The sequence below is a fragment of the Flagellimonas rhodophyticola genome, from assembly GCF_049332665.1.
Lineage (GTDB): Bacteria > Bacteroidota > Bacteroidia > Flavobacteriales > Flavobacteriaceae > Flagellimonas.
Genome location: NZ_CP186326.1, coordinates 2,501 through 17,388, shown reverse-complemented (window position 1 = coordinate 17,388; position 14,888 = coordinate 2,501). Strand labels below are relative to the sequence as shown.

The 14,888-nt window shown below is 40.0% G+C and carries 11 protein-coding genes, 2 tRNA genes and 2 rRNA genes (1 of these 15 cut by a window edge); 9 read left to right on the top strand and 6 right to left on the bottom strand.

Translation table 11 applies throughout. The features are described from left to right. Nucleotides 1–47: 47 nt before the first annotated feature. Together ACOKFG_RS00080 and ACOKFG_RS00075 are read right to left on the bottom strand one after the other, a co-directional pair. Entirely contained in the window at nucleotides 48–602 is a 555-nt protein-coding gene (locus ACOKFG_RS00080; RefSeq protein WP_299487801.1) for a thioredoxin family protein, read from the bottom strand. A 193-nt stretch (nucleotides 603–795) separates the two neighbouring features. Next, entirely contained in the window at nucleotides 796–1,845 is a 1,050-nt protein-coding gene (locus tag ACOKFG_RS00075) for a LuxR C-terminal-related transcriptional regulator (protein ID WP_299487803.1), read from the bottom strand. A gap of 92 nt (nucleotides 1,846–1,937) precedes the next feature. Between ACOKFG_RS00075 and ACOKFG_RS00070 the strand changes: the two genes are divergently transcribed. The 4 genes from ACOKFG_RS00070 (at nucleotide 1,938) to ACOKFG_RS00055 (ending at nucleotide 4,307) form a co-directional block, all read left to right on the top strand. Beyond that, nucleotides 1,938–2,093 (top strand): YqaE/Pmp3 family membrane protein, encoded by a 156-nt coding sequence (locus tag ACOKFG_RS00070; RefSeq protein WP_298791700.1) that lies wholly within the window; start codon nucleotides 1,938–1,940, stop codon nucleotides 2,091–2,093. Between the two features lie 10 nt (nucleotides 2,094–2,103). Beyond that, complete coding sequence (locus tag ACOKFG_RS00065; RefSeq protein ID WP_299487805.1) at nucleotides 2,104–2,838, top strand: hypothetical protein; 735 nt, start codon at nucleotides 2,104–2,106, stop codon at nucleotides 2,836–2,838. A gap of 32 nt (nucleotides 2,839–2,870) precedes the next feature. Further along, a complete protein-coding gene (gene lipB, locus ACOKFG_RS00060) occupies nucleotides 2,871–3,587 on the top strand; it encodes a lipoyl(octanoyl) transferase LipB (RefSeq protein WP_422861637.1) in 717 nt (238 codons plus the stop codon). Between the two features lie 138 nt (nucleotides 3,588–3,725). After that, nucleotides 3,726–4,307, top strand: a complete 582-nt coding sequence (locus ACOKFG_RS00055; protein WP_422861636.1) for a DUF3885 domain-containing protein — start codon at nucleotides 3,726–3,728, stop codon at nucleotides 4,305–4,307. A gap of 242 nt (nucleotides 4,308–4,549) precedes the next feature. Here ACOKFG_RS00055 and ACOKFG_RS00050 read toward each other — a convergent pair whose 3' ends face one another. The 4 genes from ACOKFG_RS00050 to ACOKFG_RS00035 form a co-directional block, all read right to left on the bottom strand. Continuing rightward, complete coding sequence (locus ACOKFG_RS00050) at nucleotides 4,550–5,230, bottom strand: hypothetical protein (RefSeq protein ID WP_299487808.1); 681 nt, start codon at nucleotides 5,228–5,230, stop codon at nucleotides 4,550–4,552. Nucleotides 5,231–5,232: 2 nt separating this feature from the next. After that, nucleotides 5,233–6,564 carry an OmpA family protein gene (locus ACOKFG_RS00045; protein ID WP_299487809.1) on the bottom strand — a complete coding sequence of 444 codons (1,332 nt, stop codon included), beginning with the start codon at nucleotides 6,562–6,564 and terminating at the stop codon, nucleotides 5,233–5,235. 114 nt (nucleotides 6,565–6,678) lie between these two features. Next, complete coding sequence (locus ACOKFG_RS00040; RefSeq protein WP_299487810.1) at nucleotides 6,679–9,138, bottom strand: ribonuclease HII; 2,460 nt, start codon at nucleotides 9,136–9,138, stop codon at nucleotides 6,679–6,681. Nucleotides 9,139–9,166: 28 nt separating this feature from the next. After that, entirely contained in the window at nucleotides 9,167–9,763 is a 597-nt protein-coding gene (locus tag ACOKFG_RS00035) for a ribonuclease HII (RefSeq protein ID WP_422861635.1), read from the bottom strand. Between the two features lie 134 nt (nucleotides 9,764–9,897). Here ACOKFG_RS00035 and ACOKFG_RS00030 point away from each other — a divergent pair, with 134 nt between their 5' ends. The 5 genes from ACOKFG_RS00030 to ACOKFG_RS00010 form a co-directional block, all read left to right on the top strand. Continuing rightward, nucleotides 9,898–11,919 carry a putative porin gene (locus ACOKFG_RS00030; protein WP_422861634.1) on the top strand — a complete coding sequence of 674 codons (2,022 nt, stop codon included), beginning with the start codon at nucleotides 9,898–9,900 and terminating at the stop codon, nucleotides 11,917–11,919. Nucleotides 11,920–12,237: 318 nt separating this feature from the next. Then, nucleotides 12,238–13,761: ribosomal RNA gene (locus ACOKFG_RS00025) — 16S ribosomal RNA — on the top strand. Between the two features lie 104 nt (nucleotides 13,762–13,865). After that, a tRNA-Ile gene (locus ACOKFG_RS00020) sits at nucleotides 13,866–13,939 on the top strand. A 123-nt stretch (nucleotides 13,940–14,062) separates the two neighbouring features. Continuing rightward, a tRNA-Ala gene (locus ACOKFG_RS00015) sits at nucleotides 14,063–14,136 on the top strand. Nucleotides 14,137–14,322: 186 nt separating this feature from the next. Next, nucleotides 14,323–14,888: ribosomal RNA gene (locus tag ACOKFG_RS00010) — 23S ribosomal RNA — on the top strand (it continues 2,260 nt past the right edge of the window). The 16S and 23S rRNA genes sit together here with 2 tRNA genes alongside, the layout of an rRNA operon.

The following is a 14,888-nucleotide window of genomic DNA, read 5'->3' as shown; positions in this document are numbered from 1 at the left end:
TCGATAAAAAATTAAAGCGCAAAATTACACTTTTGCGCTTTAATTCCTTACTTGGCCTTGCTTAATGTCGCATAATTGGGAGTATATGGTTTTCCAGTCACGATTTGCGCCATATCTTCTTCCAATGATTCCAATGGACTTTCAACAATTCTGTTGACTTCTTTTCCTGATGAAAAGAATACCATTGTGGGGACTTTGATGATGTTCAATCCTTTTTCTTCACCGGTAGGACTTTTTTTGTAATGTTCTTTTCTTCGGTCCAAAGCGACAATTTCCAATTGTTCCATAGGGAAGTTTGCATCATTCAAAATTTTAAGCATTCGTGGCACTTCTCGTTTACTATCGCCACACCAGGTACCCAGGAAAAGTTTAATATCATGTTTTTTGAGTTGTTTTTTGAACGTTTTCAACATCGATTTGTCCACTACATAGTTGTTGTAGTTTGTATTGAACCAGTTTGCATAGGGTTGCGACTGTAGGCCTTCCAAATTGATTTTACCAACCATAAATGTTTTGCCATTTTCCTGTTCGATTTCTTTATTGAAATCTTGGGCGAACATTGTGCCTCCAACGAATAGAAGCATTACTAAAATTGATTTCATGTTTTTCAGTTTAAAATTTGGAACCGAAAATTGCCTAAAATCTTAGCTTTAATCTGTTTTTGGAGGTTGGAAATAGGGACTAGACCCCTGGTGGAATTTTACTCGATAATCGAGATTTAAGTACTTTGAGGTTTTTTTCGATGTTTCTAAGAATGTTCTCTTACGAATGTCCTAGGGTTTACTCTAAGGAATTTTATTTTTTGAACAACGTAACGATTTCCTGTCTGGAGGAAACATCCAATTTTTTGTACAAATTATTGATGTGTGTTTTGATAGTGCTATGGCTTACAAAAAGTTCGGAGGCGATTTCTTTGTTGCTTTTATCCATTAAAATATGGCGCACTATTTTTTGCTCTTGAGGAGTGAGTTTTTGCAATAAATCGTTGGTTGTATTCCGTGCATTTGATTTTCTGGCTACAAGAAAATACAGATTTAGTCCAAGAGATAGTGCCAATAAAAGTAGGATAATAGACCTCCAGTCCCAATGCCCAGCATTTTGAAAATTGGCCAATTGCCTATCGGCAGCAATTTCGGCTTCAAACTCTTTTGTGAAATTGGCACTTGGGTAACTGGTCTTTAACCTATCCAACAAGGTGTCATAGTAGTTATTGGTGGAAACATCATTAAGATAGTGTGCATAGGTCTCATTTCGTTTATCGGATAGAAAATCATAAATAAGCAATTCTGCCAAAGGTTCATCCGAATCTTCACCAAATTTTTGGAATGAGGTAAACCATTTTTCCGAGTTCAATTTTCTGTTCGCCTCACTGCGATAATCTGCAAAATCAAAGACCATTTCTTCTTTTAAGCCTTCAATTTCGAGAGGAAGCGAAGATTTTGGATTAGTGGACGTAATAGTGCAGAGTGCTTGATCTTCAAAAGAAGTAGGAAACTCCAAAATATCCTTATTGCTGGCAATGAAAAGTACACTTTTACTATTGTTACAAGTCCCTAAAAAATGATTTGCATCTCCACCGTCAGCACAACCATCCAAATGAATACGGTACAATCGGTTATCTAATGAAAGGTTGTCACCTTTGAATTGGAAGAGACCTAAAGAATCAACCGTAGTCTTACTGATGATCTGTTCAAGGTATGTACGCGAGGTTTTTCGATAATCTTCGATTAGCGAAAGATAAATAGCATTCCCTTGATGCTCTTCAGAAACTAGGCCAGAAAAGCTGTATTGCCCAAATATTGGCATACTGCCCAAAAGGATGATGAACACAATGATAGACCTCATGAATATTCTGAATCTGAGTTAAAAATAAAGGTTTTGTGTAACAATTTATCATAATGAAGGACTAATAGAGTACATCAATCAAAATCAAATCAATGAGTATCTGGAGAGTTTTATTGGCCATTTTTTTTCCACCCCTGTCAGTCATAGGAAAAGGTTGTGGTTCTTTTGTGATTGTGTTACTTTTAACACTTTGTGGATGGGTGCCAGGAGTAATCGGAGCGCTTGTCATTTTAAATAACACGAATTAACACAACCAAAATGAAAAAAATCCAAATCTTATTATGGGTAGCCGCAGTTGCCCTGACCACTTCGTGCAACTTTACTGAAGAAATTACTTTACAAGAAGATGGTTCTGGAAGGCTTTCTATCAATTTTGATGGGTCTGAACTCATGGAAATGGCAGGTGAAGAAATGAAGAAAAGCAATGAAAAACCGGTTGATTCACTGATTTCCTTTAAAGATTTATTGGAAGAAAAAAAGGATAGTATAGCCCAGCTTTCACCCGAAGAACAGGCCAAACTGAAAAAGCTTGAACCTTTCAACATGCATATGATCATGAATCCTGACGAGAAGGTGATGAAGTTTGATTTATTTAGTGAATTCAAGAATGTAAATGAGGTGAATGACGCTTTCAATGCATTTCAAGGAGCGAACGTGCTTGGCTCCAATAAAGAAGGAGCTGCTCCTCCACCTATGGAAAGTTCTGCATCAGAGGTTAGCTACTCATTTAACAACAATAGTTTTACTAGAAAGGCCAAGATTTTGGACCAAGAATTGTTCCAACAGCAAATAGACAGCCTGCAAGGCGCCGAGATGTTCCTTTCAGGGTCTACCTATACCCTTAAATATCATTTCCCGAAAAAGGTAAAATCTACCACTGCAGAAGAAGCAACTTTTAGTGCTGATGGCAAGACCTTAATTTATGAAGTCAAGTTTATGGATTTGATGAAAGACCCTTCGCTTTTGGATTTAGAAGTGGAGTTGGAGGATTAGTTTTACCATAAACCTCTTCGTATCTTTGCCGGATGAATAAGAAGGTCCAGCTACAAGATTTGGGTTTTAAAGATTATAAGGAAACTTGGGATTATCAGGAAGACTTGTTCAAAGAGATTGTTGATGTGAAAATCAAGAATAGAAGAGAGGAAGCCAATCTTGAAACCCCCAATCATTTTCTTTTCGTAGAACATCCACATGTGTATACCTTAGGGAAGAGTGGGGATATGTCCAATTTGTTGGTGGATGAAAAAAAACTACAAGAAAAAGGTGCTACTTTTTATAAAATCAATAGGGGAGGAGATATAACGTATCACGGACCTGGACAGATAGTGGGCTATCCTATTCTGGATTTGGACAACTTTTTTACTGATATTCATAAATACCTTCGCTTATTAGAAGAAATGGTGATTCTGACGCTTGCCGAATATGGACTAAAAGGCGTTCGTTCTGATGGCGAAACTGGAGTTTGGCTGGATGTTGGAACACCCTTTGCACGTAAAATTTGTGCTATGGGCGTTCGTGCTAGCCGATGGGTGACCATGCATGGATTCGCCTTGAATGTGAATGCCGATCTCGGCTATTTTGATTTAATGATTCCCTGTGGGATTCGCGGAAAATCTGTCACATCCTTAAATGTGGAACTTGGGCAGAAAGAAGTTAACACGGAAGAGGTTAAGGAGAAGTTGTTGAAACATTTTCAAACTCTTTTTAATGCCGAATTGACTTTTCAAAACAATATGGTATAACTTTCCATTTAATCTGTCAATTTGCAGAAGTAATTTGTCAATTTTTCCTTGAATCATATTCTTAATTTCCCGAACTTCACTTATCGGTCGATATAGCTCATTAAAACGAGCGATATCTTAACCGTTGTAACACATTTAATGAACCTCATAGAATTCAACAAATATTGGGATAAAAATTACCCTGAATCTAATCCAATCGGACACGAATTAAGAAGTGTTTATCCGAATAGATGGTTACGAATTCATAGTTTGCCTGAATCTAAACGATATGCGGAATCCGAAGATGAATACCAAATAATTCTGGATAGACAGAATAAACTGATTTCGGAATTAATCGGAGAGAATTCGGAAATTATAATTGTGTCTGGACAATATGAAACGGAATTGACAGACGAAATCTCAACTGAAATGTACGATTATGGAAAGTTCGAGAAATGCCAAACAATTGAGCTTCATAAAATCTATCCTGAAGAACACGAAGATGAATATTTCTACGATGTTTATTATAGACTTGATATTTGGAAACGGAATTCTAAAAACGAACTATTAAAAAATATTGCGGATGATAAATTCCGCGCAATGTTTGTCTGTCCGAAAAGGAATTGTATTGTAGCACCTTATGATGGTGGAATGGATATAATTGTTGACTCTCAAGAAAAAAGAGACGAATTAAAAGCAAAATATAAGGATTGGCTTTCGGAAAGAGAAGATGGAATGTAAAAACGTGTTACAACAACGTGTATAATTAATTGCTGACGGATTTCCTAAATGGAAATCCTTACAATTAACTATCTTAGTGCTAGCGGACAATTTCCGTTGGAAATGTCCGCAACTAATCATACACAAACCGATAAGTGCACCCCTTCAAACACTCCAAAAGATGTAATATGCTTTTTGATGAGGAACTTTTAAAAGAAAAACCGAAGCATAAGCTCCGGTTTCCTTTTTTTGATTGATTTCTATTATTGTTCGTATGCTGTAAGCAAACTCATGCTGCGTAGTTTGCCTTTTTTGTTATAATCTTCTGTTTTTACCATACCTATGTTTTCTGCAAGCCACTGTTTGGTCTTACCTGTTGTCTTTATTCCCATTTTCATATCAGTGTCATAGCTGATGACAAAGCATTCGAAAGTGCCGGCAGGAGTAGTAATACTTTCTTTGCTTTCAACTTTTCGGTTATACATTCTCATGAACGATTTCATAGCGATTGGTGTGCCGGTTATGGTCATTTCCATCTCAGCATCGGGTAATGTCTGTCCTACGGATAAATCATTGGGAATATAGATGTTGTTTCCCGTGATGTCCATTTCCATATTGTCAAACCTTTCTGTCATCATCCCATTCATTAAGGATTTAAAGTCGATGGAAACCCCGTCTTCTTCGCATTTCATCCCATAGGTTGAATTTCCAAAAGGAGTATCATTTTTATCAAACATTTCCATAGTGTAAAGGACACTGTCACCGTCATCAACTTTAACGGAATACACTACTTTCCCCTCTTTTTTCATTTTGTTGCCATATAAGGTGTGTTCAAATTTAGCCCCATCGGAAACTGGATAATACTTACTGCAGTCCGTTTGACCCCAAATGCTTCCTGTTCCAACGAAAAGAACAATGGCTAAAAGAAAAATCAATTTTTTCATATCTATTGTCTTATAAATTCAACCCTTCTATTTTGTGCCTTCCCAGCGGGACTGTTATTATCAGACACAGGCTCGCTTTCACCTTTACCATCTACTGACAATCTGTTGCCATCAATACTGTAAACGCTAACTAAGGCGTTCTTAACAGCTGCAGCTCTATCTTTGGAGAGTTGCATATTGGAAGCATCAGCTCCATCGGCATCAGTATGACCGATTATTTTAAGGTTGATGGAACGTTCTTGCAATAAGACTTGTGAAATTTGACGGATTACACCCATAGATTGAGGCTGTAAATTGTCAGAACCTGAATCGAATAAGATGGCATTGGTGGATATTTTTCCTTCGGAAATCAATTTTCTTCTTAAATCCACACCTCCTTCTGCTACTTTTAGATTACTGATAAAAACTTTTTCAGCGCCATCTTTAAAACCGTTAGCCAGAAATTTTACTGTGTGTATAACCGCACCGGGTGCTACCAACCTGGGGACATCAATATATTTTACTTCATTTACCCATAATCTAAAACGCAGTTTATTCACTGCAATGGAAATATGAGGTTGGTCCAGTACCTCGTCCCTAAGATCAGCCTTGACGGTACTCCGTATTTCCCGTCTACTGTTGATGTTGTTTTGTATGGTTACTCCAATTGCCGCATACTGGCAAAACGGAATTTCGGCATAAGCGTTATTGGCTCCTGGTTTGAATTTATCATCATCACTCAGAGTAATTGCAACCTTGGCATTGGAGGATGTTTGTCTGCTCAAGCCTACGGCGGCCAAATCAAATTCAATGGTGTATTCCTCCGGAAGTTGTGGAACATCTGGAATGTAATAAATATTGAAGCCGGATTTTAATTCCAGCCATTTTTGAGGAGAATCTCCTAAAGTAACCAGTTCCCCTCCGGCATTGGTATTCCATTTTGAGGGAAAGTCTCCGACAAAGTCAAAACCAAAATCATCATAAAATAACTGTTTATCTCCAGGAACGTAATCAAATTTGCTGTATACCTGAATGGTTTTAGGGCCAGAAACATTTGAGTTTCCTGAATTGGTATTTGGGGACTGCCCTGAATCGTTACCTGGATTAGGTTGATTTCCAGTGTTTTCTGATGTTTTGGGAGACTGCTTTTTTCCAGAACCGGGTTCGAGAATACTATCGAGTGCTTGATCCGTTTTTTTTGATGTCTCCGTTTCAACGCGTCGTTCTACGGTACGTTCTGCGGCTTTTTCGGCTTTTTTAGCCAACTTTTTAAAGAATTGTGCATTGGTATTGGTGCTAAATGCAAAAGCGACAAGGGAACAAAGAAAAATTTTGCCCAAAAAGGAGGTTTTCATTTTCAAAAGTGTTTAGTGAGTGTAATTAGCTGTAAATTAAAAATTTACAGTATATCCTGGAAGAAATGATGTGTGTTTTGCCTAATGGAGTGTATAGGTTGCAACAAGGGCCAATTAATTCATTTTATACACTATTATGGAGTTATCCTGATCTTTGGCAACAAGTTCCAATTTTTTATCATTGTCCATGTCCACCATATCTATTAGAGAATTACCAAAAACAGGGAAATTGGAAATAGACTTTGCTTGACTATCGAACAGATAAATCTTCTGACTCTGAATATCAGTCACGCTTACATATATTTTATCATAGATGTAAAAAATCTTGGGCTTGGTGTAAACTCCAAGGTCCAATTCAACTTTTTTACCTTTAATACTAAGGATATTGTCATCCATAAATACTAAGGTCTTGCTAGTGGTATACATACCATGGTGGCTACTAAGGTTAAAATTAGTTGCGCTAAGTTTTCCTTTGGTATCAATTTGGTGAAGCACTCCTTTTTTGTTGGTCATGGAGAATTTGTTCTTGTAAAGGAATACTCCATTTCCAGAGAAATCGATCTTTTCTTCCACCTTTAATCGTTCATGACCGGTTCGATGCAAGATTTTCAAACTTTTATTCTCCAATTGAAATACCAAATAGTCCCGTTTGGAAACTCGAAAATGTTTAGGAGAAGTAATAATTGGACTTTGGGCCTCGGTAAATCTAAAACCACCCACAGTTTGCATTTGGTTGTTGTACATAAACACCTTGCGACCCTGTGTAATTACAAACCGATAGTCCTTATTGCCCTCATAATCAAAAACTGCTAAAGGATTCAGGTTTCCTCCTTCAAAGGTTTTTTTGAATGGCGGCACATCTTCTCCGTTGCGATCAATGATCATAAATTCATTGCTTGTACAAAAGGCCAGTTGCAAACGTCCATTCTTATAGATGTCTACTTGTTGAATAGGCCCCTGAATTCTTCCATTCAACTGTTTACTCCATAAAACCTTACCCTCCGTGGAGATTAGGTATAGAATGTTATTCTGATCCTGAACCACAATTTCATGCTTGTTCGTTCTATGGTTCTTCACAAATTGAGGGTCGATCGTCAGATCTGTATTCAGCTCTAATGTGAACAATGGGGTAACAGAATTTACTTCAACAGATTTTCCAACTTTGGACACCAAAAAATTGGTATGGACAAAATTTTGATCGGACACTAATTGTGCAGCAAAGACATGCTCAGAAAATTTGACTTTTTTTAATGTACTGTGAAATTGAGGGTCAAAATATTCTTCTGAGAAAAAATTAATCCCCGAATCATTGGCAATGAAAAGCATACTAGATTCATTTGCCAGCTGGGACATTGCAGTTGTGTAAACTGGAGAATTTCCAAAAGAAGAGGTGTTTCGATGATTGCTAATAATGGTTTGCAAAGCCTCTCTGCTTTCGGCAAAAACAAAAGTGTTCTCCAGAATTGCACAGAAATTAGATGAAAAATCTTGGATCAATGGACTAAAGCCATTTACTGCAAAAGCACTGTTTTTTAAGCGCATTATTTCACTTCCTTGGTACTCTGTGGAGGATGCTTTATCCGAATTCAAAGCTTCGGTGAGGCTTTCGGCTCCAAAAGAGCTTAGAAGAACAACTTTTTGATTATTGGAGTGGATGACCCCAATTTCTTCTATGGTATTGAATAGGGAGTCTATCGGTTTGACCCTATCCAAATAGGTGTTTTGATTTTTGGCAAAAGCTTGGTAATCATCAAAAGTAAAAGAGCTTATAGCCTGAGTGTTCAATGGTGCAAATTGAGGGGTTTTATGGGGCAAAGGATTTGTCCCTTTAAAAAGGTTGATAAAATTTTTGGTAGAGTCTGAGGCAACGGCAACTCCCGAAAACCCAATGTTGTCGGAGTTGGCCGAAAAATCGACAGAAATCCAATCCGCAAAAGAAGGAATTCGATTATCCTCACCCTTTAATTGATCCGCAAATAATGATGAGGGCTCATCCAAATTCAAAAAAAGCGTAGCAGACTTTACTTCACTGGATGTTGTGTACAATCGATCTAGAGTTGGATTAACGGGGTTGTTTTTTTCCGTTCGCACCATGTTTTCCATCAGCATTAATGAACTGCTTATAATGACCTTGCCGTCGAGTTGCATGCTAAACACTTCCTGTTGTTCCAGGGTATATTTAGTGATTTTTTTGTTTTGATAGGTAAGGGTCTCTACGGTTTTGTTATTTATATCATCCAAATTGAAAAAATTGGTGGATGGTCCCAGAATCAACACAAAATCGTAATTGTTCTTTCCAATGGCGTAAAGAGCAAACAGACATTTGGATTCCGTTTTCACATAATCCAAAACCCTTGTTTTTGTATCTATTTCCTTGTAAAGTGAAAAATCTTTTGAAGCTTCAAAAAAGGAACTGTTTTTAATCTCACTCTTAAAATTTGTTAGATTGTTGATTTTAATGAGCAAGGCAGCGTTTGGAGGAAAATAACCCAATAATGAATCGGCGGTTTTTACTTCGGTTTTGCAGTTGATCAGAAAAAAGGAAAGTAAGACAAGGAATACCTTGGATTTCATTGTTGAAGTTTCGAACAAATTTAAGGTTTTAGATATCCAGAGTCAACTGTTCGGGTAATTGCCTAAAACTTTTTCTGTGGTATTTGGTCAATCCGTGCTTTCTAATGGCCTCACGATGCTCTTTGGTGGGATAACCTTTATTCTTAATCCAATTATACATTGGGAACTCTTCATGAATTTTGGCCATATAAGCATCTCGATGTGTTTTGGCCAGCACCGAAGCTGCTGCAATACTCATATACTTACCGTCTCCCTTAATGATGCATTCATGTGAAATGGACTGGAAGGGTTTAAAACGATTGCCATCGACCAAAATAAAACTAGGAGGTTCTTTTAACTTCTCTAGAGCTCTATGCATTGCTAAAATAGATGCATTCAGGATATTGATTTTATCAATTTCCTCCTCAAAAACATGGCATACGGCAAAGCTTACCGCTTCCTCTTCCAAAATTGGGCGTAATTGTTCCCTTTTTAGTTCTGATAATTGCTTGGAATCATTTAATATGGAATTGCTAAACCCCTCAGGTAATATAACTGCTCCTGCTGTCACCGGTCCTGCCAAGCAACCCCTTCCGGCTTCGTCGGTTCCAGCTTCGTTGGTATGTTTAAAAAAGTGTTCAAGCATTGATCTACAATGGAGAAAAAACCATCAAAAACGGGCTAATGTTAAAGTTGTCCAATATTATTGATTTTTGCGGTATAAACTTTCACATTTCTTTAGAAACAAAACATATACCTTTGCCTGACCAATAATACGGAATGAGATTTTTAGTATTTGCCCTTCTCCTTTTGGTGAGTTCAACTTTATCTGCCCAACAAGACTCGTTACCCCCTGTAAAGGAAGTGGATTCGATAAGTAAAGTCGAAACCGAAGAAATAAGGGATTCTATACAGACGAAAAAACCGAGTTTTCGAATTCCCGAGAAAGTTGAAAAGGAAAAGGATAGCGTCTTTATAACTGACTACAAAATCATCTCCTACTACAGAGACACTACATCTGTGGATACCACTCTGACCATTAAAAAGGAATACAAATACAATTATATAAGAGAGGATGACTTTGAGTTGATGCCTTTTTCAAATATTGGTCAACCTTATAATGTTTTGGGTAGAACCTTTTCAAAAAATACACAATACCCTCAAATAGGGGCAGTAGCTAAGCATTATAATTATTTTGAGATAGAGGATATCAATTATTACAATGTTCCTACCCCAATGACAGAACTGATGTTCAAGACCACTTTGGAGCAAGGACAATTGTTGGATGCACTTTTAGCATTTAATTTTAACAGGAGATTTAATGTGTCTGTAGCCTTCAAAGGTTTTAGGTCATTAGGTAAATACCGATTTAATCAATCGCAATCCGGAAACTTTAGAACCTCATTTAACTACAGTAATAAAAAGGGTAATTATAGCCTAAGGGGACATATTGCAGCCCAGGATATTGAAGCTGAAGAAAACGGTGGATTGTTAAATCGTGATCAGTTTGAAGATACCACAACGGACGATTTCACTGATAGAGCGAGAGTTGATGTGCGATACACCGACGCCAATAATAGAATTTTAGGAAAAAGATACTATTTGGATCAAGAATTAAAGCTTTTCAGGGCGAAAGACTCCACTACAACCCATCCAACTGCTTTGGCAATTGGACATGAGTTCAATTATGAAACAAAATTTTATGATTTTACACAAACATCACAGAACAGCGCCTTTGGGGATGACCCTTTTGTTGCTCCTATTGAAGATCGGGCACGGCTTAAAACTATGTTCAATCGGGGGTCGATAAGATTTTCGAACAAGACGTTGGGCGAAGTGAAAGGGTGGGCCAGTCTGTATAACTATAACTACTTTTTTAATAGTATACTGATAACAGATTCCGGCACGATTCAAAATCAAATTAAAGGAGAGGAGATTGCTGTAGGTGGAAGCTATTCAAAGAACTTTGGTAGACTTCTGTTGAAGGGGGATGTTAATTATAATGTTTCTGGAGAATTAGGGGGGAGCAATTTTAATGTATTAGCAGAATATAGAATCAATGATAATTATACAATAACGGGAGGTGTCCACAGCTCATCACGGATGCCTAACTTTAATTATCTGTTATATCAGAGCGATTACCAAAACTATAACTGGCAAAATACAGATTCGTTCGATAAGCAGGAAACCCAAAGCATCCGTTTTGGATTTAACTCAAGAAAATGGGGCCATCTTCAAGCTGAATACAGTGCATTGGATAACTACACCTATTTTGAATCCATTGCCACAGAAGAACAAATTGACAATGTACAAGAAACAGCGTTTGTAAAACCTTTTCAACAATCAGAGACAATTAATCACTTGAGGGTTAAATATTCCAATCAACTTGAATGGAGGAGATGGACGCTGACCAATACGGTACTCTATCAGGAGGTCGCACAAGATAATCAGGTATTGAATCTGCCGCAACTCATTACTAGGAACTCGCTATATTTTTCAAAAGATGTTTTCAAAAAGGCCATGTTCTTGCAGACTGGGGTCACCTTTAAATACTTCACCTCATATAATATGAATGCGTACAATCCGTTACTGGGCGAATTCTATATTCAAAATAGGGAAGAATTTGGCGCATATCCATTATTGGATGTTTTTATAAATGCCAAAGTGAGGCAAACAAGGATTTATTTGAAGGCAGAACATCTGAATTCCATCTTTTCAGAACCCAATTACTATTCAGCACCAAACTATCCGTATCGCGATTTTGTAATTCGTTTTGGATTGGTCTGGAATTTCTTTTCTTAAAATTTTACAAAGCTTAAATAATTTGTTGTTGAAAAACAGTGCTTTACGAAGGAAGATGATTTTTTGAAAAAAAATAGTTCAAAACTATTTGCGGAGAAAAAATAACCTGCCTATATTTGCACCCGCTTAGCTGATAAGGCTGGGTATTTTCCGAGAGGGTTTGGGTCATGGGATAGGGGCCATTTTTTTTCTCTCGGGGTTATTGAAGAAGTTCATTTGACATATTGTATAGACAGCGTAAAAGAGAACAAAGAACCATTTTGATGTCAAGGACTGGATTTGTCGTATAGTGGGATATCGATAGATATTTAACGATAGACAATGAAGAGTTTGATCCTGGCTCAGGATGAACGCTAGCGGCAGGCCTAACACATGCAAGTCGAGGGGTAACAGGGATTGCTTGCAATCCGCTGACGACCGGCGCACGGGTGCGGAACGCGTATGGAACCTGCCCCTGTCAGGGGAATAGCCCAGAGAAATTTGGATTAATGCCCCATGGTAACACGATATCGCATGATATTTTGTTTAAAGATTTATCGGACAGGGATGGCCATGCGTACCATTAGTCAGATGGTGAGGTAACGGCTCACCATAACTACGATGGTTAGGGGCCCTGAGAGGGGGATCCCCCACACTGGTACTGAGACACGGACCAGACTCCTACGGGAGGCAGCAGTGAGGAATATTGGACAATGGGCGGGAGCCTGATCCAGCCATGCCGCGTGCAGGATGACTGCCCTATGGGTTGTAAACTGCTTTTATACGGGAAGAAACCCATCTACGTGTAGATGGCTGACGGTACCGTAAGAATAAGGACCGGCTAACTCCGTGCCAGCAGCCGCGGTAATACGGAGGGTCCGAGCGTTATCCGGAATCATTGGGTTTAAAGGGTCCGTAGGTGGGCCATTAAGTCAGGGGTGAAAGTCTGCAGCTCAACTGTAGAATTGCCTTTGATACTGGTGGTCTTGAGTCGTTGTGGGGTTGCCGGAACATGTGGTGTAGCGGTGAAATGCATAGATATCACATAGAACACCGATCGCGAAGGCAGGTGACCAACAACGTACTGACACTGATGGACGAAAGCGTGGGTAGCGAACGGGATTAGATACCCCGGTAGTCCACGCCGTAAACGATGGATACTAGCTGTCGGGACTTCGGTCTCGGCGGCCAAGCGAAAGTGATAAGTATCCCACCTGGGGAGTACGTTCGCAAGAATGAAACTCAAAGGAATTGACGGGGGCCCGCACAAGCGGTGGAGCATGTGGTTTAATTCGATGATACGCGAGGAACCTTACCAGGGCTTAAATGCAGTCCGACAGCTTTAGAGATAGAGTTTTCTTCGGACGGATTGCAAGGTGCTGCATGGTTGTCGTCAGCTCGTGCCGTGAGGTGTCAGGTTAAGTCCTATAACGAGCGCAACCCCTACCGTTAGTTGCCAGCGAGTCAAGTCGGGGACTCTAACGGGACTGCCGGTGCAAACCGTGAGGAAGGTGGGGACGACGTCAAATCATCACGGCCCTTACGTCCTGGGCCACACACGTGCTACAATGGCCGGTACAGAGGGAAGCCACCACGCAAGTGGGCGCGGATCTATAAAACCGGTCACAGTTCGGATCGGGGTCTGCAACTCGACCCCGTGAAGCTGGAATCGCTAGTAATCGGATATCAGCCATGATCCGGTGAATACGTTCCCGGGCCTTGTACACACCGCCCGTCAAGCCATGGAAGCCGGGAGTGCCTGAAGTCCGTCACCGTAAGGAGCGGCCTAGGGCAAAATCGGTAACTAGGGCTAAGTCGTAACAAGGTAGCCGTACCGGAAGGTGCGGCTGGAACACCTCCTTTCTAGAGAAGAGATGTCCTGGACAATGTCCTGTCCGGCATCGAGGTGGTCCTTTTCTTTTATGCTGTCTTATAATATGTAAACATACTGGCAATTTAGGCCAAACAGTCTCATAGCTCAGCTGGTTAGAGCGCTACACTGATAATGTAGAGGTCGGCAGTTCGAGTCTGCCTGAGACTACGCAGAAACGGTCATGAAGGCTGTTACGTTCATTAAAATAGGAAATTCTGGAAGTTGGGCAACCATTGGTTGACAGGTTACGATTAACTGCAAACTGTTAACTGTGAGCTGGCTACCGTGAATGGGGAATTAGCTCAGCTGGCTAGAGCGCCTGCCTTGCACGCAGGAGGTCACCGGTTCGACTCCGGTATTCTCCACTAGGCCAATAAAGTTGGCCCGACATGACATTTTGTTTTTGTCGGTGCCGGCTCGGCATAAGTTCATTGACATATTGGGACGGAGCACGGCGATTTTATATCGTCGGTGTGAAGTCAAATAAGAAACACGAAGTAGAATAGAATATAATAAAGGATTACGAGGGCATTTGTACTTGAAGTACAGGTGCGACAAGCAAAAGAAGGGCGTATGGGGAATGCCTAGGCTCTCAGAGGCGAAGAAGGACGTGATAAGCTGCGAAAAGCCGCGGGGATCGGCACACACGAATTGATCCGCGGATGTCCGAATGGGGCAACCCACCATGTTGAAGGCATGGTATCCGAAAGGAGGCGAACCCGCTGAACTGAAACATCTAAGTAGGCGGAGGAAGAGAAAACAAGAGTGATTCCGATAGTAGTGGCGAGCGAAATCGGATCGGCCCAAACCAACGATGTTCCGGCATTGTTGGGGTTGTAGGACCACAATATTCTTTGCGCGACGAACTGGAACCCTTTGGAAAGAGGGGCCGTAGACGGTGACAGCCCGGTACAGGCAAGGAGCGTTAAAGATAGTGGTATCCTGAGTAGTGCGGGGCACGTGAAACCCTGTATGAATCCGGCGGGACCATCCGCCAAGGCTAAATACTCCTGAGAGACCGATAGTGAACCAGTACCGTGAGGGAAAGGTGAAAAGAACCCTGAATAAGGGAGTGAAATAGACCCTGAAACCATACGCCTACAAGCGGTCGGAGCAT